Source organism: Leptospira ainlahdjerensis (assembly GCF_016919175.1).
Lineage (GTDB): Bacteria > Spirochaetota > Leptospiria > Leptospirales > Leptospiraceae > Leptospira > Leptospira ainlahdjerensis.
The window spans coordinates 56,115-77,938 of sequence record NZ_JAFFPU010000051.1 but is presented as its reverse complement, the minus strand read 5'-3'; the positions used below and the strand labels follow the sequence as shown (position 1 = coordinate 77,938).

Below are 21,824 nucleotides of genomic sequence, written 5' to 3'. Positions count from 1 at the left end.
TTTGATTGACCCATGACACTCGAAAAATATCGTGTATTTCGTAACGCTTCGAGTCGTTAGCTCAGCTGGTAGAGCAATTCCCTTTTAAGGAATGGGTCCGGGGTTCGAATCCCCGACGACTCAAGAGAACGTTCTGATAAGCCGCCATCGTCTAGTGGTTAGGACACAAGATTTTCATTCTTGGAACAGGGGTTCAATTCCCCTTGGCGGTACCACTCTTTTATTCAATCCCTTTGCTCTTTTTTAATTCGGTTTTTATTCTTTAAGATGAATTTTGAATTAAAGTCGATTTGTGTCTGATCTCTCTGAAGAGAAGCTTTTTCGGATGTGGATTTGTGGGAACTCCCAAAAATATCCCGAGGGATTTTTTAGGGAAGTATATTCAAGTTTGATTGAGTCCTGCTGTCTTCCATTCTCAAAATTCTTTTCGCAATGTTTAGAGAAAAATCGCCTTCTTTTCTAACGGACTTTCTATTTGAGGTTTAGGCTCTGTTCTAAGACCAGCGATTGTAGGAACTCCCCCGTTTTCCCTCGACGGATGAATCTTCTTAAAAGCTAAAGATTCAAGATAGTGAAGTGCAAAAGCTCTTGCAGAAGCTTTTACAAATTTTCTTTCCGGTTTTTGGAAACCTATAGTCTCTTTTATTCTTAAAGCGTGATTTGTGGGAACTCCCTTCCGAAAATTTGGTTTTAAAAAGTTTATTTGGAATATTTAGAATTTATAATTTGCCCGACAAAATAATTGAATGCTCCATTTCGTTTTAGGCTCAAGATTGTAGGATCGATTGGATCCGTTGCGACAGATTTGATTTCCTACTTTCTATAATATGAATGAAGTTTCATTGCGATTCGATTTGACATTTATATTTAATGGATCCGACTAATTCGCATATTTTTCAAAAGAGAGGATTTTATGAATTTTGGAAGAATGTTGTTTAGGTTTCTGGTTTTATTTGCGATCATAACCTCGACCCAATTTTTTTGCTCCACATACTATCAGTTACAAGGAACGGATACTATAGCCACAGAGGAAGCGAGATTAGAAATCGACACGACCGCCTTTTTCGCGGTCTTGGCGGTTCCAAATTCGCTAAAGAATTCGAATTCGATTCTTATCTTACCTTCGCTCACGATTGCGGCCGGTTTGCCCGTTCCCAAGGTTGAAGACGCAATTTCTACTTCCTTATATGATAAAGCAGAAGTTAAGAAGTGTGCTTCTTCTATTTCTTCTTCGATTATCCTATCGGAGAGTATCGATTCTGGGTTTATTTCTGCGAGCGCTTGTAAACTAAAGAAACTTCGATGATTCGATTCCTTTCAGGCCTGAAATTTTAAGTTTTCTGTTTTTTATAGATAGCGCAGATCGTTTTAATCGGGCAACTCTCACAGAGTTCCGGTGCGTATTTCGATTTGCACTTTCTTAAAATTCCCAATCGACTCAAGGCAAAATCTCCACGTACCGGATCATCCGGGAAGATTCTCCGAAAGAATGCTGTGATTTCTTCCGCCTTTCGCCAATCTGGCGTTTTTCTGGAACTGATTTCGAGAACATTTGCGATTCTTTGAATATGAATGTCGAGGGGGAATAGTAGTTCTTCCTGAGAGATGGAATTGTAAATTCCTAGATCAGGGAAGTTCTTTCGAACCATCCAACGAAGATACATGGAATATCTCTTGAGGGAGGACGTGTTGAGTCCTTGCCCGACAAGGAATTTGTATCCGTAGGAACTCATTCTTTTGGAACTTATTTTTTGCGATATCGCGCGAAATCGAATTTGGAAGGAGAGGATTCTTTGGCGAAGACTTCCTCCTTGTCGGAGGAGCTCTTGCTCTTTGAAGGTAAGATTGAATTCTCCTTCTTGAGGAAGGGAAAAAAGAGGTTCAAGACTTTGTGTAGGTTCGTTTTGGAGATTTTCTTGAAGGGTCTGGAGAAGTAGGAGTGTGTCCTCCGGTTTCTGGAAGCGGTACGGTTTGAGCTCTTTTCTTATTAAAGAGAGATCTTGTCTTAGGAGAAAGTAGTGAGGGGAGTTCCCACAAATTGAGAAGAGTTTTCTAAGATGGTTTTTGATTGCACTGACATTTCCGTAAGAAAAGAGCGCTGCGATAAAGGCGGATATTTCCTGATCTCTGGGATTTGTAAAAGAATGTGGGAACTCTATCGGATCACTGGAAAGAAATTCAGGAAATTCATATTTCTTGAATATATTTTCTAAAGTCTTTCCAACCTTTTTTTCAGAAATGTAGGATTTCAAGCTTCTCTTTTTTTCTTCATGGCTATATAGGTCCTGGATTGAAGTTCTCTAGAGATTGCTCTTTCCATAAAAGCGGAAGCTTCCCAGAGAAAATTTGGATCGATTTCTGTGGGAACTCCTGACTTTTCGAGAAAATAGACTAGGTCTTCCGTTGCTAAGTTCCCCGCTGCCCCTTTTGCATAAGGACAACCCCCAAGTCCTCCAGAGGAAGAATCAAAAGAACGAATTCCCATAGAAAATGCTTTCTCCACATTTGCAATTGCCATTCCGTAAGTATCATGGAAATGACCTGCTAAATAATTGGAGGGAATTTCTTTTAAAAGAACTTCAAGCAATCTTTCTACTTCTGTGGGAACTCCTGTTCCTATCGTTTCTCCAAGGGAGATTTCATAGGCTCCAAGCTCGAAGAGAATCTTAGATACTTCTAATACTTTTTTAGGATCCACTTTTCCTTCATAAGGGCAATCGATTACTGTTGAGACATACCCCCGAACTTTGATTCCATCTTTTTTGGCCTGTTCGAAGATTTCTTTAAATCCCTCGATAGATTCGGCTACTGTGCGATTGATATTTTTTTTAGTAAATGATTCGGAAGCTGCTGTAAAGACAGCTACTTCTTGATAACCTGCATTCTTTGCGGCTTCATATCCTTTTAAATTTGGAGTGAGGGCAGAATAGTGTATTTCACTTTTGAAGTTTAGAAGGGAGGAAAGTTCGACGGCATCTGCTAACTGAGGGATGGATTCTTTTTTTACAAAAGAAGTAGCTTCAATATTTTTTAGGCCGGCCTTCAGGAGGAGCTGAATATATCTAAACTTATCCGATGTTGAAACAGGGATTTTTTCATTTTGCAAACCATCCCTTGGGCCTACTTCTGTGATTTTTACTTCCATACGTTTCTAAACTTCTCTTTTTCTATTTTGGATTGGGTAAGCGTTAATAGAATTATTTTTATTCTAAAAAAATACCAGGAGTTCTTACAATCTAATTTCAATTAGTTTCAAAAACTTAGAATGCTGAATTCTCAAGGAGTTAATTTCCGGTCTGGTGGTTTTATTTTCCCTCGATTGGTGCTTATAAAGAATTTTGATGGTTCTATTTGAAGAGATCTGACGAGTTTATTTGATTCAAAGCGAATGTCCCATTTAAACTGATAGATCCCCTTTGAGGTGGGAACTCCCTGATAAACCTTATCGAAGGAAGAATCTCCCACTCCTATTTCGTCAAGCCAGAGAAGATAATTTATGAGAAAACACCTCGAGACCCCATGCGCTGCCGCGAGAACGCTTAAAAGATTCCAATCCGAATTCTTCATTCGGAGATTCAATTTTTTAAGAGGCCCCTTATCTCGATTGTAGAGAATCTTTCCGGCTTTGGAATGGATTCTCCTTGAGGAGGCTAAGTATTTTTGATATTTTCGAACGAGAGGGGCGAGTCTCTTTGGAAATTCCTTCCTTTCTTCTTTCGACATGGAGAGGATTTTAATCTCTGGAATGAGGAGAGAAACGATTTCGGTTTTTTTGTCTTCGAAAACCGATTGGATTTCTCTCTCTGAATTTAATATGAATATTCCCATACCCTTTTACAGTTCCTGAAATTGATGGGGAAGAGGAAAAATGTAAGAATTTAGTTAAAAAAATATAGAAAATTATAAAAATCTTTGGGAGTTCCTACTTTTAAGAATTCTTGTCCTCGTTCTGAGATGTGCATATCTTGGAAAAATGCCGGATTCTCACCAAGCTATAGAAATTAGAAGACTCAATTTGCAATTTCAAGATAGAATTATATTGGATTCTATTTCTTTTGAAGTGGCTCCAGGTACAATCCTTGGGATTCTGGGACGTTCTGGTTCAGGAAAGACTTCTCTCTTTCGTTCTATTTTAGGAGTTCCTACGTTCCAAAAACTGGAACAAAGTGGAACTATTTTCTTTTTCGGAAAAGAGCGTCGTGAAATTCCGATTCATTATCTCCAACCCGTTTTCCAAGATCCCGTAAGTAGTTTCAATCCTTCTTGGACTCTTGAAAAGGCGCTCAAGGAACCACTTCGCATTCTGGGTGGCGAAATTGCTATGCGAGGAGAGACGTCTTTTTATGACTTCCTACATTCTTTTCAACTTTCAGGGAAAGATCTCAATCGTAACGTCTTATCTTTTTCCGGAGGGGAGCTCCAAAGAGCCTCCCTACTTCGCGCCCTCCTTACGGAACCTAAGATTCTCTTTTTAGATGAAGCACTGGGGGCACTGGATCCGATCCTCCTGAATGAGATCCTACTTTTCCTGAAGAAACTAGCGAGAGAGAGAAAGCTAACAATTCTCCTCATAACGCATAACTTGAGAACCGCGAGAAAATTCTGCGATCAAATAGGAATTTTGGAAAAAGGAAAACTTTTGGATTTTGGAAAAACGGAAGAGATTTTTAAGAATTATAAGAATTCTTTTACGGGGGAACTCATTCGTGCGACCGATCTGAGTTCCCTCCGTGTTTGATCAGATATCGATCTGATAGAGATTCTTTCTATCTTTCTTGTCTTTATACAAAGCGATCATGATATCGATCCGGTAAATCGAAGATCTTAGGCTGGACTCTAAGAGTCGCAGAGCCTTGATCTGATTTTCCAGAGAGATATCTCCCACTTTCGTATTCTCTATTTTGTCGAATCTTTCGAGTTTGACCTGAGATGCCAATACGTCCGGAGGAGAAAAAATCAGTCTCTTGTTTTCAAAAGCAAATTCATATTGAATTCTTTTTTTCTCAGAGGCGAGTTCAACTTCCTTGATTTTGCCGCCCTCAAATTTGAAACGAACGTATTTGAGCAAGTTGCTCTCATACCCTTCGTCAAATGTGAAAGGGATGTCTTCCGTGACGATTGTTTGCACCTTTTCCAGTTCCGGTCTCAGAATTACGAGAAGAGAATGTTTCTTCTCTAAATCCGTGAGTCTCTCATTGATCGTGGTTTCCAGATCTCTGACGATTTTCTGAAGGGATTTTGTGTAGGAACTCCCATGTTCAGAAAATACATCGGAACGACTCAGGTCGTCCTGTCCTTTCTCTTTGGACTGCGCGAACGCAGAAACGTTAAGGAGGAAAAGCAGGATTGTGAGCCAGGTGATTTTTTTCATAGATTCCTCCAAGGTTCAAGATAACGGAAGAAAATCGAAAAAAGCAAACCCTTTTTCAGTCGTTTTTGTTTTCCTCTTCCAGGGACTTGATTTCCGCGAAACGTTTCGCGAGGTCCCTTCTCCTTTCGATCACCTTGTAGGAGAATTCCGAAAAGAAAGGATCGTTCGGATATTTGAGAAGTTGTTCGTATTGGTCCGCGGCCGTGACATAATCGCCGACCTTACTCGCAGTTTCTGCGAAGAAGAAATGAAACTTCTTATTGTATTGTTTCTTTTGCCCCAAGTCGTCCACGAGTTCCGTATTCTTAAAAATTCGATAGGCGGAGAGATCTTTGGAAGAGAGAAGTTCGATTCTTGCTTTTCCCATTCTCGCATCCGGACTTTGTTCGTCGATTCGGGAGGCTTCCTGAATGTAGAGGAGGGCTCTGTTTTTGAGATCGGTTCGAATGTAATGGTCGGCGAGGAGAAGGAGAGCTTCGGTGTGAAAAGGATTTAAAGAAACGGCCTTTCTCCAGAGAATCGTTGCGTTGATCGGCTCCCTTGTGGTTTCATACAACGTTCCTAAATGAATGTAGGTTCTATAATATTCCGGAATTTCGGAACTTGCGTATTCGAATTGGATGATCGCCTTCTGATATTTTTTTTCTAAATGAAAGGCTCTTCCTAAGTTGTATCGAAAAGGGAAGAATTTCGGATCAAAACGGATTCCTTCTTCCAACATGGAAATTGCCTTGATTCTTTCTTCCGTTTTTCCTTTTTCCAAAAGAAGAACGGCCTCATTGTTGAAAAGTCCGCAATTGAGAATTTCTTTTCCCTCGAATGTGAAACTTCCTTTTGATGTAGGGGGATCCCCTTTCCAATTTCTTCCCGCGCTGAGAATGAAATCCTGCTCGGAGCGTAAGAAGGAACCGTCGTTATAGTATTCCGGAGAGAGAATTTCGTTTTCTCCCCAGAGAAGCCCGGAGTAGTATTGGCCTCCGATATTCAGTTGTCCTTGAACGGGTGCGTTGAAGAAGAGAAAGAGGAAAAAGCAAAGAAAAAGAATCTGGAACTTTCCGAAGAAAGTAGGAACTCCCCCGTTTGGAACGGAAAAAACGCATTGTAAATTCTGTTTCTGAGGAGAGTCTGACATCATAAGAGGAATCGGTTTGCCATCTCAAGAACAAGCGCTTCTCGTCTGCAAAGATCTATCTTATTCTATCGGAAAAAAACAGATTCTCAAACAGATCTCCTTTTCTCTTTTCCGGGGAGAACTGATTCTTCTCCGAGGCGATAACGGCGCCGGAAAAACGACCCTTCTTCGAAGTATTCTCAATCATTCGCATCATAAAGAATCGTTTTCCTTTTCGGAATTGGGTTCTAAAAAACCGCAGATCTCCTACTTGGGTCATGAACTCGGACTTTATACCTCTTTGAGTTTGGAGGAGAATCTTCGTTATTTTCTCTCGATAGCCAGCATTGAGTCTGCGAATGAAAAGGTGGAGTTCCTACTTCGGTCTTTCAAACTCTGGACGAGAAGAGAGGATCCGATCTTTACATTCTCCAGAGGAATGAAACAAAAGGCCGCGCTCATCCGAGCGCTCCTCACCGGTGGAGATTTGATTCTTTTGGACGAACCTTTTACCGCACTCGACAGAACCGGTCTGCAAATCGCCGTTCGTCTCTTGGAAGAATATTCCAAGAATTCCGCCGTTCTCATGGTGACTCACGATCCGGGAATTCCTTTCTCTCAAAAGACCATTTCTTGGAATCTCAAGGAGGGAAAAATTGAAACTTCTGCTTTCTCTTCTTTATAAGGAGTTCCTACTTATAGGAAAGGCTCTCAACGGAATTCTTTCCGTCGTGGTTCTGATCACTTCGATCGTATTCATTTTTAATTATGCTCTGGAACAGACCGGAAAACTGGACCGACAAACCTTGATCGGAATCAAGTGGTCGGTTTTGTTTCTCACTTCCTACGTTTTTATCGGGCAATCCGCTTGGGAGGAGAGGGAGAGCGGAGGTGGAAGAATCAGTTCTCTCTTTCTTCCGATCTGGATGCGATTTCTCGCAAAATCTCTCGCGGTCTTTTTTGGTCTTTCGATTGCGGCTTTCTACTTAATGATTTTATTATCCGTTTTTTTTCAGGCATTTCCTCTCGGAATCCGAGATCTGACTGTGAACCTGATTTTCCTTCTTCCGGGAGTTCTCTGTATTTCTTTTCTCGGAGTTTCCCTGAGTCATATCAGTGATTCTTCGCGTTTGAAGGAGATCCTACTTCCACTCCTCATGATTCCTTTTACGATTCCGATTCTTCTTTTCGGAATGGAAGCCGAGAGAAAACTCGAAAGACTTCCGGTCTTCGATCCGATTCCGGGACTCGCCATCTTACTTTCGTTCTGCGCTTTTTACGCGGGAATCGGAATTCTACTTTTAGAACTTTCGGGCGACGAACCCTGAAGAATCTTCTTGATTCTGCCGGCATTCTCTCGAATACTCTCTTTCGTATGAAAATCCGAATTGCACATCCCGTTTTCGACTGGATTTTATCCGCAATCTTTCTTGTCGGTTTTCCGGCGGCAGTTTTAATTTCTCTCAATTATCCGAACGTGATTCTCCAACAAGGCATCGCTCATAGAATTTTCTACTTTCACGTTCCGGTCGCTTGGGTCGCGCTCTATGGTCCGATCTTTTCTCTCTTCTTTGCGGTCCTTTATCTTTTGAGGAAGGAACCAAAGTGGGATCTCCTATCACTAGCGGCCAATCAGATCTCTCTTCTCTTCGCGATCGGAGTCATCTTTTCCGGAAGAATCTGGGCCTACAGCGCTTGGGGAGTTTCATGGGACAAAACCGACGCAAGACTTCAATCCTTCACCGTTCTTTTTATCAGTTTGATCGCATATTTCGTTTTTCGAATTCTCATCACCGATTCTTCGAAGAAAAAAATCTTTTCCTCTTTTTTGAGTATTCTCTGCGCCGTCAACGCGGTGATCACTTGGGGAGCGATTCGTTGGATGGACAATCCCGGAAATCATCCCGAATCCATTCTTGGAAAAGGAGGAATGGATTCCGACATCCGTCAGAGTTTTTGGCTGGGAGTTCTCGCGTATCACATTCTCTTTTTGGTATTGTTCCGTTTCGCCTATCGTCTCGCAAAGATCGGAGATCTTCGCGAAAATCTCCCGGAAAGGGAAGAGTAAAGAACCTTGTCTTCAGCCCCGGATTACAGTCAACATACGGTCCTCGCGGTCGATGATTCCGAGATCAATCTCAAGCTCATCGTACATACCCTCAAACCTCTCGGCTTTCAGATTTTTACGGCGGAGTCCGCGGCGGAAGCAAGAAACATTCTCATAACAAATCGAATCGACATTCTTCTCCTGGACGTAAGTATGCCTGGGCAAGACGGATTCTCTTTTTGCAGAGAATTGAGAGAGATCGAAAGATTCAAACTCCTTCCCATTCTTTTTATCACCGCGATCAGCAGAGAACTTGGTTTTGACGAAGCGATCTCTCACGGAGGAGACGACTTTATTCACAAACCCTTTCAACCTCGAGAATTGATCGCAAAGATCCGCGCCTTTATTAGAATCAAAATTCTCCAAGACGAACTCTTTGAACAAAAAAGAAACTATGAAAGAGAATTGATCATGGCTCGTAAGGTTCAACAGGAACTTCTTCCTGAAAAGGATTTAGTTTGGAACGGAGTCGGATTGAGTACGATCTTTCAACCTCTCATGCAGATCGGAGGAGATTACACGGACGCGTGGATAGAAAACAACGCTCTTCATCTCTTTATCGCGGACTGTTCCGGTCACGGTCCTTCGGCGGCGCTCCTTGCGGCGATGTTGAAGATGCAAGTCTCGAGTCTTTCTCCGGATCAGAACCTAAGAGAGAAAGTCAAAACGCTTCGTCACAATTTGGAAAAAATTCTTCCCGAAGAATTTTCGATCACTTTCTTTTACGGAATCCTTCACGAAAATCTTATATTCGAATATTCGAATGGAGGTCATCCAGCTCCGATTCTTTTTCAAAACGGAATCGTTTCGACTCTCCCTGGAATGGGACCTCTCATTATCCCGATCGAACTCAATGTAAGCGAAGAATTCAAAACGATTCAGTTCGAGAAAGGCGCCTTTCTTCTTCTTTATACGGACGGCGCGACCGAGATCGCCGACAAGAGTATGAATATTCTCGGAGAAGAACGTCTCAAAAAAATCTTTAAAGAAGAAGTTTTCAAGGGCGGAGATATTCTCGGATCGATGATGGATTCCATTCTTGCGCATTCCGAGAGACGTACAAATGATGACGATATCGCTATGATGGTTTTGAAATTATGAATTTACCGAATCCTTCTTACAGAGGAAAAGTCCGAGACATCTACGATCTCGGCGATAAGCTCATCTTGAGTTCTTCCGATCGGATTTCCGCGTTCGACGTAGTTTTTCCTCAAGCCGTTCCGGACAAAGGAAAGGTTCTCAATCGAATTTCCACTTCTTGGTTTGAATACTTCAAAGACATTCCCAATCATATCCTCGAAACGGATGTTAAGAATTTCCCGTTTCCTTTTCAAAATCATCCTGACTTGGAAGGAAGATCCGTTCTCGTAAAAAAATGCAAACGAATCGACTACGAGTGTGTAGTTCGCGGTTATATCTCCGGTTCCGGTTGGAAAGAATACAAGGACGCGGGAACTCTCGCGGGTATGACCCTTCCCAAAGGTTTGAAAGAATCTCAGAAATTACCCGAACCCGTTTTTACACCTGCGGTAAAAAACGACGAAGGACACGACGAGAACATCTCCGAGAAAGAGATGGAAAATCGAATCGGAAAAGAACTCTTCGGAATTCTCAGAGAAAAATCGATTTCCATTTTCTTGCGCGCCTCTGAAGTGGTAGATAGGGCGGGAATCATTCTCTGTGATACCAAGTTTGAGTTTGGGATCTTGGACGGACAGGTTATCCTGATCGACGAGCTCCTCACTCCGGATTCTTCCCGGTATTGGTCTGCGGAAACCTATTCTGTAGGAATTTCTCCACCGAGTTTGGACAAGCAGATCCTCCGGAATTATCTCGAAACTACGAACTGGAACAAGATGCCTCCGGCTCCCGATCTCCCGGAAAAACTCATTTCCGAGCTGAGAGAAAAATACCAGAAGATAGAGGATCTCATACTTTCATGTACATCGCAAAAATCCAGGTAGTCCTCAAAGAATCCGTTCTGGACCCGCAAGGGAGTACGGTTAAAAAAGTTCTCTCCGAGGTCGGAGAAAAATCGGTGAAAGACGTAAGAGTCGGAAAATATATCGAACTCAAGATCGACGCTCCGAACGAAGAGGCCGCGAGAAAAGACGTAGAAAGACTCTGCGACAAGATTCTTGTAAATCACGTAATCGAAACATATTCTGCTAATATTCAAAAAATATGAAAGTTGCCGTAATCACGTTTCCCGGTTCCAACTGTGACGCCGATATTTATAGAGTTCTAAGGGATCAATATAAGGCGGAAGTGGATCGTATCTGGCACAGAGATCAGCTTGAAAAAAAATACGAACTCGTGATTCTTCCGGGAGGTTTTTCCTACGGGGATTATCTTCGTTCCGGTGCGATGGCCGGTTTTTCTCCTGTGATGAAATCCGTGAAAGAACACGTCGATAAGGGCGGAAAACTTTTCGGAATCTGCAACGGATTCCAGATTCTTACGGAGGCTGAATTTTTGCCCGGCGCTCTGACGAGAAACAAAACTCTGAAATATATCTGTAAAACTGTGACCTTGAAAAAAGGTTCCTCCGGAAATCCCGTGACTTCCTCTTTGGATCCTCAGAAAGAATTGAGAATTCCGATCGCACACGCGGACGGTTGTTACTTTGCGACTTCCGACGTTTTGAAACAACTCGAAGACGAGGGAAGAATCCTCTTTCGTTATTTCGGGGAGAATCCAAACGGTTCTCTGGATGCGATCGCGGGAATTACCTCGAAGAATTTCAAAATTGCAGGAATGATGCCTCATCCGGAAAGAGCGATGAATTCTGTGACGGGAGAAGAGGACGGAAAGGTAGTTCTGGATTTGATTCTCGGGGCTTGATGGTTTTGGGAGTTCCTACTTTTTTCGTTGGATCGGGGGGACTCTAATTTTGCAATGAAGTTGCAGAACGGGTAGTTCCCACAATAATCAGGATTTCAAACGATTTGTAGATTTTTCTCTGAAAGTGGGGAAATGTGTGTGTTCCTACTTTTTTACTCTTAAAGGAATCGATTCTTGTTAACTTTAAACGTAAGCCCTTGCTCCTCGCGAAACGCGTTGATTCTTTGGGGTCTGTTCAAATCTGAACCAACAGAATTCGGTTGGACCACTTCGAAAGGATTGGATTGAAAGAATAGAATTTAGGCAAAGATTCCTTTTTGAAAGTCGTTGCTTCTAGAAAAGTGGGAACTCATCTCTTCCTGAAAGAACCTTTTCTAAAACCGAAAAGTAGGGAACTCCTCCGTTTCGGTTTCCGGAGGATTTACCTGATCTCGAAAGACGGAAACTTCGGTTCAAACTACCGTGAAGAGGCCGGTCCGGGATTTTCAAAAGTAGGAACTCCCAAAATTTCCTCCTCAAAAACATTGATAAATGTTAACTTCTGGGAGCAAAGGGATTCCTTATAAATTATTTCATTCTCAAGTCTATTCCTTAAGATAGGGAAACATTTCAATTTTCTCCTAAAGGAAAAAGAATTCCTAGGAGGAAAAACTAAAAAAAAGGAGAGAAGAAGAACGACGATGAGCATGTTTCATGTGGATAACAAACGAAGAATTTTCTGGGATGTCCTAATCTTCATCTGCATTCTCTATGCATCTGTCGAGTCTCCACTTCGAGTTGTTCTCTCCTACAAACAAGGTTTTGTCGTAACCGCTCTCTACCTCCTTGTGGATCTCCTCTTCTTTGGAGATATTCTTGTGAATATCTTTTCCCCCGAAAACGTACAGGGAAAATGGATTCACTTACAGAAAAAAACGATTCTAAAGTATTTCAAAACCTGGTTCGCTTTTGATTTCCTTGCCGCCTTTCCTTTTGAGATCGTAGTGGAAGGCCTTTTCGACGTCGATCTTGCCACACATCCTTTTTTATATCTCCTCTTTGGAATCACTCGAATTCTAAAAGTGGTCCGTATCCCGGGAATTCTCTATCGACTGAATCTATCTTTCAAACCGGCGCCCGGAATTCTTCGATTGGTGCTCCTTCTTTTTTGGATCAGCGTTGTAGCGCACTGGTGCGCGATCGGATGGTTGTATATAGACGAATTGGATTCCGCCGAAACTGGAATCGATCAATATGTGAAAGCTCTCTATTGGACGATCACAACTCTAACAACGGTAGGATACGGAGACATCGTTCCAATCACGACCCATCAAAGAATATATACGATATTTGTAATGCTCACTGGCGCGCTTTTTTACGCGACCGTGATCGGTAACGTTGCGAGTATTCTCGCCAATCTGGACCTCGTCAGAGCGACAAAACTTCAAAGAATGGCCCAAGTCGATTCATTCTTGAGAGCGAGAAAACTACCCTTTTGGCTTCGAAGAAAGATTCGAGACTATTATATGTATATCATAGAAAGGGGATGGGGAGAAAACGAAAAGGAATTGTTAAGCGACCTCCCGATATCACTTCAGAGGGACGTAAGAATTCATCTCCACAGGGAATTTTTAGAAAAGGTACCCTTTCTCAAAGGAGCTGACTCTTCTCTTGTGACCAGTCTCATCTTCTCCTTAAAACATCACGTTTTTCTTCCGGGAGATATTATTTTTCACAGAGGAGATATCGGTCACAATCTTTATGTCCTCAGTGAAGGTCGCGTCGAAGTTTTATCACCGGATGATTCCAAAGTGATCGTAACCCTCGGAGACGGACAATTTTTTGGGGAATTGGCATTGGTTACTGCGGAACCCCGTTCTGCAACGATTCGTTGTATTTCTATCTGCGAAATCTACACTCTCAGCAAAGAGGATTTTTTAGAAGCCCTGAGTTTGTATCCGGGGTTTCGAGACGCGATGCAGGAGAGTCTTCGAAAACTCAACGTCAAGATGGATCTTAGTAGAACGTTTCAGAAAAATAGGGAATCCCATTCTTAGAAAAGAGTTTGTCCCCAAACTTTCTCGAATGCCAAAAGAAGCGAGAAGCTCGAATTTCGGAGAATGTAGGAACTCCAATCAAAATTTAGAAAAAATACTCTCAGACCGGAACATAACCTTACCCACAAGTTGAGAGGAGATACAACAAGAACCGTCACAAGGGTTTTCTAGGAGTTCCTACAAGGGATTTTTTTCTTGCGAAATTTTGTTTTTATGATATAGGAAAGTCTTCGGAATTTTTCCCGCCACCGCTCCCCACCACCCGAAATTCGGGCGGGGCCCGCTACTTTCACGGAAGGCGTCGGAGTTCCGACAGGGTTCCTCTTGAGATTCCAAATACTTGTGGGAAGGATATGGAGCGGAGCCGTTTTCAGGATTCGGTTCACTCGTCAAAAACGCTGGGGTTCCCGCAATATCCGTTGAGCGAGGCCTATGAATTTTTAAACAGACTTTGGATTCTTGAACTTTTAATGGAGTTCCTACATTCTGAGACAATTCTTAACAAAAATCCATTCGTTAGAATGTTTTTGAACCTCCAAAGGGAAAAAATTTGTGGGAACTCCCGCGATTTTAACAAGGCTTCCTGAATATTGTAAGATTTTTTGCAATTCAGGCTTTTAGGAAATGTCGAAAGGTCCGAAATTCTTTCTAAAAAAACCTCTTTCGATTTCGAAACGTCCTCAAAACTGCGAGGGAGAAAATAAAAGGAAAGAGAATATTCAAAAAATGGAAAGTGTGCTTCGAAACGGGGATATCCCGGGTTCCGACAAACGATCTTGGTCGAAAAAAAAGCTACCGAGCGGAGGAGGGCCGTTTGAAAAAAGGGAAGGAAGAAACTCTTACACTTCTAAAATCGCAAAACCCTTTTTGATCGTTTCCTTCTTGTTTCCAAATCGAATCTTTCCCGAAATTCTCCCTTCCACTCTTTCCAGAGGAATTTTTTTCCCAAAAAAACCGGAAATGATCTGAGGTGTGGTCCGAATCGGCGTTACTGTCAGTTCGATCTGATCCGAAGGATCGTGGAGAACGTAGGACAAGGATTCTTTTTTGAAGGTTGCGGATTCTAAAAGTGTGGGAACTCCATTTCTCCAGAGAAGAACCCCCGTATTCTCGTTGAGGTTCAGACGAAAGGAATTCTTCGCGTTTACGCTTCCGTAAATCCGAGATTCGGGAAGAAACGCCTGATCGCTAAAACCGGAAGTAATGCTATAGGAAAGTTTTTCGGAAGAATCCAAACTCCAAGTTTTTTCGTCCAGAGCGAGTTGACCCCTCACGGAAAGATCGGGAGAAAGAAGACGGAAGAGCCAATCTTTTCCGGAGGTTTCGAGAGAAGAAACCGGTTTCTGAACCTTTTCTACCGTGCTCACGAGAGCATCCAACTGAAGATTCAGATCATTTGCGAGAATGGAGGAATGAGTATAACCTTGTTGAATCGTGTCATCCAAGCGAAAATTGAATCTCTGATTTCCCTGAGTAAAACTCCAGTAACCGTTTCGAAATGTTCCTCTGGATAAGAATTCCTTACCGGGTCTTCCGTCCCATTCAAAATCTCTGAATTTACCTGATTCCGTAAACCAAAGGTTGAGAAAGGCGCGACAGGCGCCTGGACCCCGAAAAATTCGAAGCGCTAAAAGAAAATCCTCTGTAAGCAAATCGACTAAAACGGAGTCTATTTTTTTCCAAGAAGAGAAAAAAGAAGACTTATACTCTCTGGAATTATCGATTCCAAGAGTTCCTAAATAGAGACCGAGATTGGGTTCTAGTGTGGAAGGGTTGAGAAGATGGCCGATCGCCTCTTTCATGCAAGAATACCTTTAGAATTGTCAGTTTTTTCGAACGTTCATAAAAAAAAAGAAGAATGCGGTCTTCTCTTCCTCTTAATTTGAATCTTTTCGTACGGAATTTTGCTTGCCGAAGACGAGTTTGCGGATTCCATAAAGAGAATCTAAACGATCATGTTATACAGCCAGGATACAAGCAACATTCTCTCTTATGGGGAGAATTACTATCAGCCTCACTATCAACCGATCCTGGAAGTCACCAATTGTAACATTGTAGGATACGAAGTTTTAGGAAGATTCTACTCTCCCGAAAAAAACGAATACCGCTCTTTGGGATATCAATTTCACAATCCCGAGTTGGATACGGTCCGTTTGATTCAGATCGATCGACTCATCCGAGAAAAAGCGATTCGGCACCTGAAAGATACGGGAATGAGAACCAAACTTTTCCTGAACATGATGCCTAACTTTCTCTCAATGATTCATACCGGGGACGTCTTAGACCTCAAAAGATTACACGTTCTCAACCTGATTGAAAAGTATGAAATTTCTCCTTCCGAAGTCGTTCTTGAAATTACGGAAGATAAGTTCGACGGGAGTATAGAAAAACTTCTTTCGATCGTAAACGTCTTTAAAGACTACGGATTTAAGATCGCGGTCGATGATCTCGGAGTCGGATTCTCCAATTTAGAAAGAATCGGTTATATTCATCCTGATATCATGAAAGTGGATATCAAGATCATGCGGGAAAGTTTAAACCGAAGATCTTTTAAGAACGTTCTGAGTGCAATCGCGGACATGTCCCAGAAACTCGGCTCCGATCTTCTCTTTGAAGGAATCGAAACCGAAGAAGAATTGCATCTCGCTCTTTCGATGGGAGCGAACCTCCTGCAAGGTTTTTATTTTTCAAGACCTCAGGTGGAATTCCAAGATAAGAAACAATTCAACCGAACTCTGAGAGATACTCTCGAAAAATTCTCCGGTTTAAGATTTATGGAACTCTTGGAAGAATTTCAAAAAGGTCAGGCCGTGATCGACGCTCTGGGGGAAAAGCTCGAAGCTCTGAGGCACAACGGCAAAGAAGACCTCCCTGTTGTTTTGCATTTGATGCTTCCGAATCTCCCTTCCGAAATTCTTTCCGTCTTTGCCTGTGATATTTTCGGTTATCAGATCACTCCCACTTATTTTCGTTCTCATCCCGGAGAGGATTGGGATTCGGATCTGACAGAGATTGGGAATAATTATGCTTGGAGACCATTTTTTATAAGGCACAAAGCTAAGGTGGTGCAGAGTCATGCAAAGTGGACCGTGACCGAGCCGGTCTATGATATGGATCTTCATAAACAAGTCGTAATCTTTACCTACACTCTGAGAGATAATTATATTCTTATCATTAAGATGGATTGGGAAAGGGTTTAAGACTTTCTTCTCTTTTTTTCAAAATTCCTCTCTGTAAGTTGGATCTTTTTTCCCCCGACAATTTTAGGCAGTGTGATTTGGAGAGATTCAAATTCTCGTAAAGTCCTTTTAAAGTAGGAACTCCTTTCTTGCTTAAACTTAGGTTCCGCGTGGGAACTCCTCCTCTGAAAAAGGGGTATGGAAGAAGAATCGAAATTTTTCAGTCCTCTCGCGCTTGGCCAGCGAAATGTAGGATCTCCTAAAAATTCCGAAGAGCCTTGCTTTTAGAGCAAAAAAGCCTTTGTAAAGTTTTTGACGATTTGTGAAATCCCTCTCCGTGTGGGAACTCCCCACTTGAACCTCGCCGGTCCCTTTAGAATGGCGGCTTCTCCCTTAGCAAAAGTAGGAACTCCTAAGTTCCAGAAAGATAAAGAAAAAACCTTACTCCTTGTTTCTGAAACTCAACTGATAGGAAGATGTAGGAACTCCCAAAAAAGAAGAAGATGGATCGTTTTTGAGTTCCGAAAAGTTTTCTTTTAAAGGCAAAGCGGATGCACTGTAACCCTTTCCTGTAGGAGAACTCTCCGATCCATAGAAAATACGAAAGATAAGACTCTTTTCTGCGGGCGTTCCTGGTGATAGGCTTATGTTCCATTTCTAAGAGGAAATCCTTTTCTCCTTTCGGTTCTTCACATCGAAAACGCATCTTCATCAAAAAGTAGGAACTCCCAAAAAAGTCCAAGAACTTCGCAGGATCCAAATTCTTCCATCGGCTTATCCGACTTTCCGAGGAGAAAACGAAAAAGTAGGAACTCCCCACACTCCTCAAGACCTATTTCTTCTTTCCTATTGATCTCTCCCTACAGAAAAAAACACTGGTAGAATAGGGATCAGAGGAAAGAATCGGGAGCGAGTTTCTCATCGAGAGCCATTCATTTTCGGGAGAAATAGATCCGTTCTACCGCAAACGACGCGCCGAAGACAAATTTCCCGATCCCACTATCCACTGATAAAGGTGCTTTTGTGACCGAGATTTTAAAGATCCAGGACCTCAGGGCAGGAATTCATACCGGAGATTCCGGAGAAATCAAAGAAATCGTAAAAGGTGTCAATCTCACGATTCGACCCGGAGAAGTACACGCCATCATGGGTCCGAACGGATCCGGAAAGAGCACACTCTCCAATGTTATCATGGGCCATCCGAAATACCAGGTCCTTTCGGGTGACATCCTCTTCGAAGGAAAATCCATTCTCGGACTTCCGACCGATGAACGCGCGCGCCTCGGAATCTTTCTCTGCTTTCAATATCCGACGAGCATCCCCGGAGTCACCATCGGAAACTTTTTAAAAACGATCGTGAAGTCCGTTCGAGGAAAGGATCTTCCCGTAAAGGAGTTTAGAAAAGAACTCAAACAGGGAATGGCCGATCTCGATATTCCAGAATCGTTTATCTCTCGTTATGTGAACGACGGATTCTCCGGAGGAGAAAAGAAGAGAAACGAAATTCTCCAGATGAGTCTCCTCAAGCCGAAACTTTCCGTTCTCGACGAAACCGATTCCGGACTCGATATCGACGCGCTTCGAATCGTAAGCGAAGGAATCAACAGAAACAAAACGGCGGAGCGTTCGATTCTTCTTATCACACACTATCAAAGAATGCTAAACTACATCACGCCCGACTTTGTTCACGTCTTTGCAAAAGGAAGAATTTTGAAAACCGGAACGAGAGAACTCGCGTTGGAGCTGGAAGAAAAAGGATATGACTGGATCCTTGCAGAATCTGGAGATTAAAAACCAAGTGTCCATAGAAACACAGTTTACGACTTTTCTCTCGAAGTGCAAGGAACCGCAGGTTCTTCAAGATTTTCGAAAAAAAGTTTTTTCCAAATTCTCCACACTTTCGATTCCAAGATCGGAAAACGAATCCTGGCGCAAAGTTCCACTTTCCAATTTTCATCCGGAAGAATTCTCGGATTTCCCCGATGAGAACTCGGTTTCCATCCACGCACCGAAAGAAGTAAAAATCATCAGATCGGAATCTCTTACCGGAAAAGAGCTCGAATATTTTTTAAACGTCCTCGAAAATACATTCCAAAAACAGAATGAAGAATGGTTCACTCTTCTCAGTCTTTCCTCTTTTACTCACGGGATTTATCTCGAAGTCGGAGAAGACCAAATTCTTACAGAAGAAATCGAAATCAAATTTCGATTGGAGAAGGAAGCAAGAATTCTTCCTCTCGTCGTCGCCAAGTTCGGAAATCATAGCAGAGCATTTTTCGCGGAACGATACGAATGTCCGGAAGAAGTAAACTTTAAACTTTTCCAAGGACTTACGATTCTTCAGAGCGGGATAGGAACGAAACTTTCCTACACGGGAATCGAATCCTTCGGTTCCAGTATATTCCATTTTCAGAATCTATTCTCCGATCAAAAAGAGGACTCGGATGTGAAGATCGCAAAAGTGACTCCGGGCGGTTACAAAGGAAAAAATATTCTCCAAGTGGAATTGTCCGGAAAAGGTGCGCGAGCCCGAGTTTTGGGTTTGGCGCCGATGTCCGGAAGAGAATTTCAAGATTCCGAAGTGAAGATCATTCACGGAGAAAGTCATACGGAAAGTTCGATCCTCTATCGAGGCGCTTATTTAGAAAAATCGCATCATATTTTTACGGGGAATCTCCAGATTCCGAACACATGTAAGGACGTGAACGCGATCCAGATCAATAACAATCTTCTTCTGGATCGAACCGCGAGAGCCGAATCGATTCCAAAATTGGAGGTCTACGCGGAGAACGTGAAGTGCGAACACGGAGCCACCGTCGGAGAGATCGACGAAGATCAGCTGTTTTATCTCGCGTCTCGGGGGATCGACGAGGACGAGGCAAGAAGAATGATCGTGGACGGTTTTCTTGGGCAAGTGATCGGTGAAATCGAATCCGAAACGATCAAGGAAGAATTGTTTGCTCTCATCGCGAAGAAGGTAGAGGGAGAATTATGAGCTTTCGAAAACTCGCAAAACTTTCCGAAATCGAAAACGGGAAAGTCAAAGTAGTGGAAACCCGATATAATAGAATCGGGATCACGAGTTTGGAAGGAAATCTTTACGCATTCGAAGACGTCTGCACTCACGACGGAGAAGCCATCTCCGAAGGCGAACTTTGCGGAGACGTAATCACTTGTCCAAGACACGAGGCTCAATTCTCGATCAAAACCGGAAAGGCGCTTTGTATGCCAGCGGTGGAGGATCTCCCCGTGTATCCGGTGCGAATCGTAGGTGACTCAATCGAAGTGGATCTGGAGGATTGACAAATATGAGCTTCTCTTCTGAAAGAATAAGGACCGATTTTCCAATCTTAGGAACGATGATGAACGGCAAGCCTCTCGTCTTTTTGGACAGCGCTGCCAGTTCTCAAAAGCCGTTTACGGTCATCGATCGGATCGAAAAATACTACAGAGAAGAGAACGCAAACATTCACCGTGGGATTTATTATCTTTCTCAAAAAGCGACTGAAAAATACGAACTCAGTAGAATTCATCTTTCACGATTTATCGGAGCTCAGTGCGCGAAGGTTTGTATCTTTACGAGAAACGCGACAGAGTCCATAAACTTAGTAGCCCAAACTTGGGGAAGGACCCAGATCAAAGAAGGGGACGAGATTGTTCTCAACGAACTAGAACATCATTCCAATATCGTACCTTGGCAGATGTTGGCTCAAGAAAAGAAGGCGATTCTAAGATTCATACCTTTGAATGAGGACGCGACTCTCGATCTTGCGAATCTAAACGAAATCATAACAACGAAAACAAAGTTAGTCGCCGTTTCCCAGATGTCGAACGTGACCGGAACGATACACGATCTGGGGCCGATTCAAAAAAGAGCGAAGGAAGTGGGAGCGAAGGTTCTCGTGGACGGGGCGCAAGGAGTCTGTCATCTTCCCGTGAACATGAAGGAGATGGATTTTGACTTCTACGTGTTCTCCGCGCACAAGATGCTCGGACCGACGGGTGTCGGAGTTCTGTACGCAAAAGAGGAAATCTTGGAAGAGATGCCTCCTTGGATGGGAGGAGGGGATATGATTTCCCAGGTATTCAAAGAAAGATCCACGTATGCGGAACTTCCTTCCCGATTGGAAGCGGGAACTCCGAATATCGCGGGGGTGATCGGATTCGGAGCCGCGATCGAATATCTCGAAACGATCGGAATGAAAGAAATCCGAAATCACGAACTTGAACTTTTGTCTTATGCCTTGGATCGTTTGGAGGATTTCGGGGGGCTGGAACTGTACGGACCGAAGGATCTTTCCAAAAGGGGAGGAGTGATCTCCTTTAACTTCCAGGGGGTTCATCCTCACGACGTGGGAACAATTTTAGACGAAGAGGGAATTGCGATCCGTGTCGGACATCACTGCGCCCAGCCCTTTATGGCGTTCAAAAACATCCCGGGAACGTGCAGAGCGAGTCTCTATCTTTACAACACAAAAGACGATATCGATCGATTGATCGAAGGTCTAATTAAGGTAAAGGAGATTTTCTCCCGTGTCCTTAAGCGATAGTCTTTACAAAGAAGTTATTTTAGAGCATTATCAAAATCCGAGATTTCGAGGAAAACTCGAACCCGCCGACTTGTATGAACACGGGGTCAATCCTCTTTGTGGAGACGAACTCGAATTGACGATCAATCTGGAAGGGGAAAAAATCTCCGAAGTTCGGGTGAACGGAAAAGGGTGTTCGATTTCTCAGGCTTCCGGGTCGATGATGGCGGAATCGATACGAGGAAAGACGGTTTCCGAAGCTGGAAGGATACTTTCTCGATTTAAGGAGATGCTCTTGGAGGACAAGGATCCTAAGTTTGAAGAAAACTTAGAAGAATTGGAATCAATGGAATCCGTGAAAAAGATTCCCGCGAGAATTAAATGTGCGGTTCTTCCTTGGAATACGCTGGAAAGGGCTCTTTCCAAGATTCGGAAATGAAAGCCAGTCTTCTGTGAAAGATTTGAATTTTTGGGAGTTCCTACTATTGTTTCACAAAGAAACTAAATAAACTGCAAAAAAATGTCCATTTTGGGGCGGTTCCGCGTTGCGGATCGGGCTCGCGGCTCCAGTCAATAAATTGAATTGTTCTCAGTTCAAGAGAAAGGGCGCCGAGTTTCAATTTATTGACTCCGCCTTGATCCCTACC

At 42.8% G+C, this 21,824-nt stretch carries 21 protein-coding genes, 2 tRNA genes and 1 pseudogene; 18 read left to right on the top strand and 6 right to left on the bottom strand.

The annotated features are described in order from the left end of the window. Nucleotides 1-50: 50 nt before the first annotated feature. The 3 genes from JWG45_RS14465 (at nt 51) to JWG45_RS14455 (ending at nt 1,306) form a co-directional block, all read left to right on the top strand. Nucleotides 51-123, top strand: a tRNA-Lys gene (locus JWG45_RS14465). A gap of 17 nt (nt 124-140) precedes the next feature. Beyond that, nucleotides 141-215, top strand: a tRNA-Glu gene (locus tag JWG45_RS14460). A 698-nt stretch (nt 216-913) separates the two neighbouring features. Further along, on the top strand, nt 914-1,306 hold the full coding sequence (locus JWG45_RS14455; RefSeq protein WP_205280390.1) for a hypothetical protein: 393 nt from the start codon (nt 914-916) through the stop codon (nt 1,304-1,306). A 25-nt stretch (nt 1,307-1,331) separates the two neighbouring features. Here the strand turns inward: JWG45_RS14455 and JWG45_RS14450 are convergent, their stop codons facing one another. From JWG45_RS14450 to JWG45_RS14440, 3 genes are all read right to left on the bottom strand, one after another. Then, nucleotides 1,332-2,240, bottom strand: a complete 909-nt coding sequence (locus tag JWG45_RS14450; RefSeq protein ID WP_205280400.1) for a TIGR02757 family protein — start codon at nt 2,238-2,240, stop codon at nt 1,332-1,334. An 8-nt stretch (nt 2,241-2,248) separates the two neighbouring features. Further along, nucleotides 2,249-3,145: a hydroxymethylglutaryl-CoA lyase gene (locus JWG45_RS14445; protein ID WP_205280389.1), complete on the bottom strand. Its 897-nt coding sequence runs from the start codon at nt 3,143-3,145 to the stop codon at nt 2,249-2,251. 131 nt (nt 3,146-3,276) lie between these two features. Further along, nucleotides 3,277-3,828, bottom strand: a complete 552-nt coding sequence (locus JWG45_RS14440; RefSeq protein ID WP_205280388.1) for a DUF1564 domain-containing protein — start codon at nt 3,826-3,828, stop codon at nt 3,277-3,279. 145 nt (nt 3,829-3,973) lie between these two features. On the opposite strand from JWG45_RS14440, the gene JWG45_RS14435 reads away from it, so the two are divergent. Continuing rightward, a complete protein-coding gene (locus tag JWG45_RS14435; RefSeq protein WP_205280387.1) occupies nt 3,974-4,738 on the top strand; it encodes an ABC transporter ATP-binding protein in 765 nt (254 codons plus the stop codon). Here JWG45_RS14435 and JWG45_RS14430 read toward each other — a convergent pair. Continuing rightward, nucleotides 4,739-5,393 (bottom strand): annotated as a pseudogene (locus tag JWG45_RS14430) (hypothetical protein). It lies immediately after the preceding gene. A gap of 33 nt (nt 5,394-5,426) precedes the next feature. Then, on the bottom strand, nt 5,427-6,506 hold the full coding sequence (locus JWG45_RS14425) for a tetratricopeptide repeat protein (RefSeq protein ID WP_332476609.1): 1,080 nt from the start codon (nt 6,504-6,506) through the stop codon (nt 5,427-5,429). A 13-nt stretch (nt 6,507-6,519) separates the two neighbouring features. On the opposite strand from JWG45_RS14425, the gene JWG45_RS14420 reads away from it, so the two are divergent. From JWG45_RS14420 to JWG45_RS14385, 8 genes are all read left to right on the top strand, one after another. After that, nucleotides 6,520-7,167: an ABC transporter ATP-binding protein gene (locus tag JWG45_RS14420; protein WP_205280386.1), complete on the top strand. Its 648-nt coding sequence runs from the start codon at nt 6,520-6,522 to the stop codon at nt 7,165-7,167. Beyond that, nucleotides 7,139-7,810: a heme exporter protein CcmB gene (locus tag JWG45_RS14415; protein WP_205280385.1), complete on the top strand. Its 672-nt coding sequence runs from the start codon at nt 7,139-7,141 to the stop codon at nt 7,808-7,810. The genes JWG45_RS14420 and JWG45_RS14415 overlap by 29 nt, the downstream gene beginning before the upstream one ends. A gap of 47 nt (nt 7,811-7,857) precedes the next feature. Next, nucleotides 7,858-8,550, top strand: coding sequence for a cytochrome c biogenesis protein CcsA (gene ccsA, locus JWG45_RS14410; RefSeq protein WP_205280384.1), 693 nt, complete (start codon nt 7,858-7,860; stop codon nt 8,548-8,550). A 6-nt stretch (nt 8,551-8,556) separates the two neighbouring features. Then, the gene (locus JWG45_RS14405) at nt 8,557-9,690 is read left to right on the top strand and encodes a PP2C family protein-serine/threonine phosphatase (RefSeq protein WP_205280383.1); all 1,134 of its coding nucleotides are present in this window, start codon (nt 8,557-8,559) and stop codon (nt 9,688-9,690) included. Next, on the top strand, nt 9,687-10,553 hold the full coding sequence (locus tag JWG45_RS14400) for a phosphoribosylaminoimidazolesuccinocarboxamide synthase (RefSeq protein ID WP_205280382.1): 867 nt from the start codon (nt 9,687-9,689) through the stop codon (nt 10,551-10,553). Before JWG45_RS14405 ends, JWG45_RS14400 begins: the two co-directional genes overlap by 4 nt. Then, nucleotides 10,529-10,777 (top strand): phosphoribosylformylglycinamidine synthase subunit PurS, encoded by a 249-nt coding sequence (gene purS / locus JWG45_RS14395; protein ID WP_205280381.1) that lies wholly within the window; start codon nt 10,529-10,531, stop codon nt 10,775-10,777. Before JWG45_RS14400 ends, purS begins: the two co-directional genes overlap by 25 nt. After that, complete coding sequence (gene purQ / locus JWG45_RS14390; RefSeq protein WP_069608343.1) at nt 10,774-11,433, top strand: phosphoribosylformylglycinamidine synthase subunit PurQ; 660 nt, start codon at nt 10,774-10,776, stop codon at nt 11,431-11,433. Before purS ends, purQ begins: the two co-directional genes overlap by 4 nt. A 680-nt stretch (nt 11,434-12,113) precedes the next feature. Then, nucleotides 12,114-13,469 (top strand): cyclic nucleotide-binding domain-containing protein, encoded by a 1,356-nt coding sequence (locus tag JWG45_RS14385; protein WP_205280380.1) that lies wholly within the window; start codon nt 12,114-12,116, stop codon nt 13,467-13,469. Nucleotides 13,470-14,308: 839 nt separating this feature from the next. On the opposite strand, the gene JWG45_RS14380 is transcribed toward JWG45_RS14385, so the two are convergent. Then, nucleotides 14,309-15,271, bottom strand: coding sequence for a hypothetical protein (locus JWG45_RS14380; RefSeq protein ID WP_205280379.1), 963 nt, complete (start codon nt 15,269-15,271; stop codon nt 14,309-14,311). 153 nt (nt 15,272-15,424) lie between these two features. Between JWG45_RS14380 and JWG45_RS14375 the strand changes: the two genes are divergently transcribed. The 6 genes from JWG45_RS14375 to sufU all read left to right on the top strand — a co-directional run bounded on the left by JWG45_RS14375 (nt 15,425) and on the right by sufU (nt 21,616). Next, complete coding sequence (locus JWG45_RS14375; RefSeq protein ID WP_205280378.1) at nt 15,425-16,669, top strand: EAL domain-containing protein; 1,245 nt, start codon at nt 15,425-15,427, stop codon at nt 16,667-16,669. 1,002 nt (nt 16,670-17,671) lie between these two features. Then, nucleotides 17,672-18,439: a Fe-S cluster assembly ATPase SufC gene (gene sufC / locus JWG45_RS14370; RefSeq protein WP_118967678.1), complete on the top strand. Its 768-nt coding sequence runs from the start codon at nt 17,672-17,674 to the stop codon at nt 18,437-18,439. After that, the gene (gene sufD / locus JWG45_RS14365; RefSeq protein ID WP_205280377.1) at nt 18,408-19,643 is read left to right on the top strand and encodes a Fe-S cluster assembly protein SufD; all 1,236 of its coding nucleotides are present in this window, start codon (nt 18,408-18,410) and stop codon (nt 19,641-19,643) included. Before sufC ends, sufD begins: the two co-directional genes overlap by 32 nt. Continuing rightward, nucleotides 19,640-19,951: a non-heme iron oxygenase ferredoxin subunit gene (locus tag JWG45_RS14360; RefSeq protein ID WP_205280376.1), complete on the top strand. Its 312-nt coding sequence runs from the start codon at nt 19,640-19,642 to the stop codon at nt 19,949-19,951. Before sufD ends, JWG45_RS14360 begins: the two co-directional genes overlap by 4 nt. A gap of 5 nt (nt 19,952-19,956) precedes the next feature. After that, a complete protein-coding gene (locus JWG45_RS14355; protein WP_205280375.1) occupies nt 19,957-21,198 on the top strand; it encodes a cysteine desulfurase in 1,242 nt (413 codons plus the stop codon). Continuing rightward, nucleotides 21,182-21,616: a Fe-S cluster assembly sulfur transfer protein SufU gene (sufU, locus tag JWG45_RS14350; protein WP_205280374.1), complete on the top strand. Its 435-nt coding sequence runs from the start codon at nt 21,182-21,184 to the stop codon at nt 21,614-21,616. Before JWG45_RS14355 ends, sufU begins: the two co-directional genes overlap by 17 nt. The last annotated feature ends 208 nt before the right edge of the window (nt 21,617-21,824 follow it).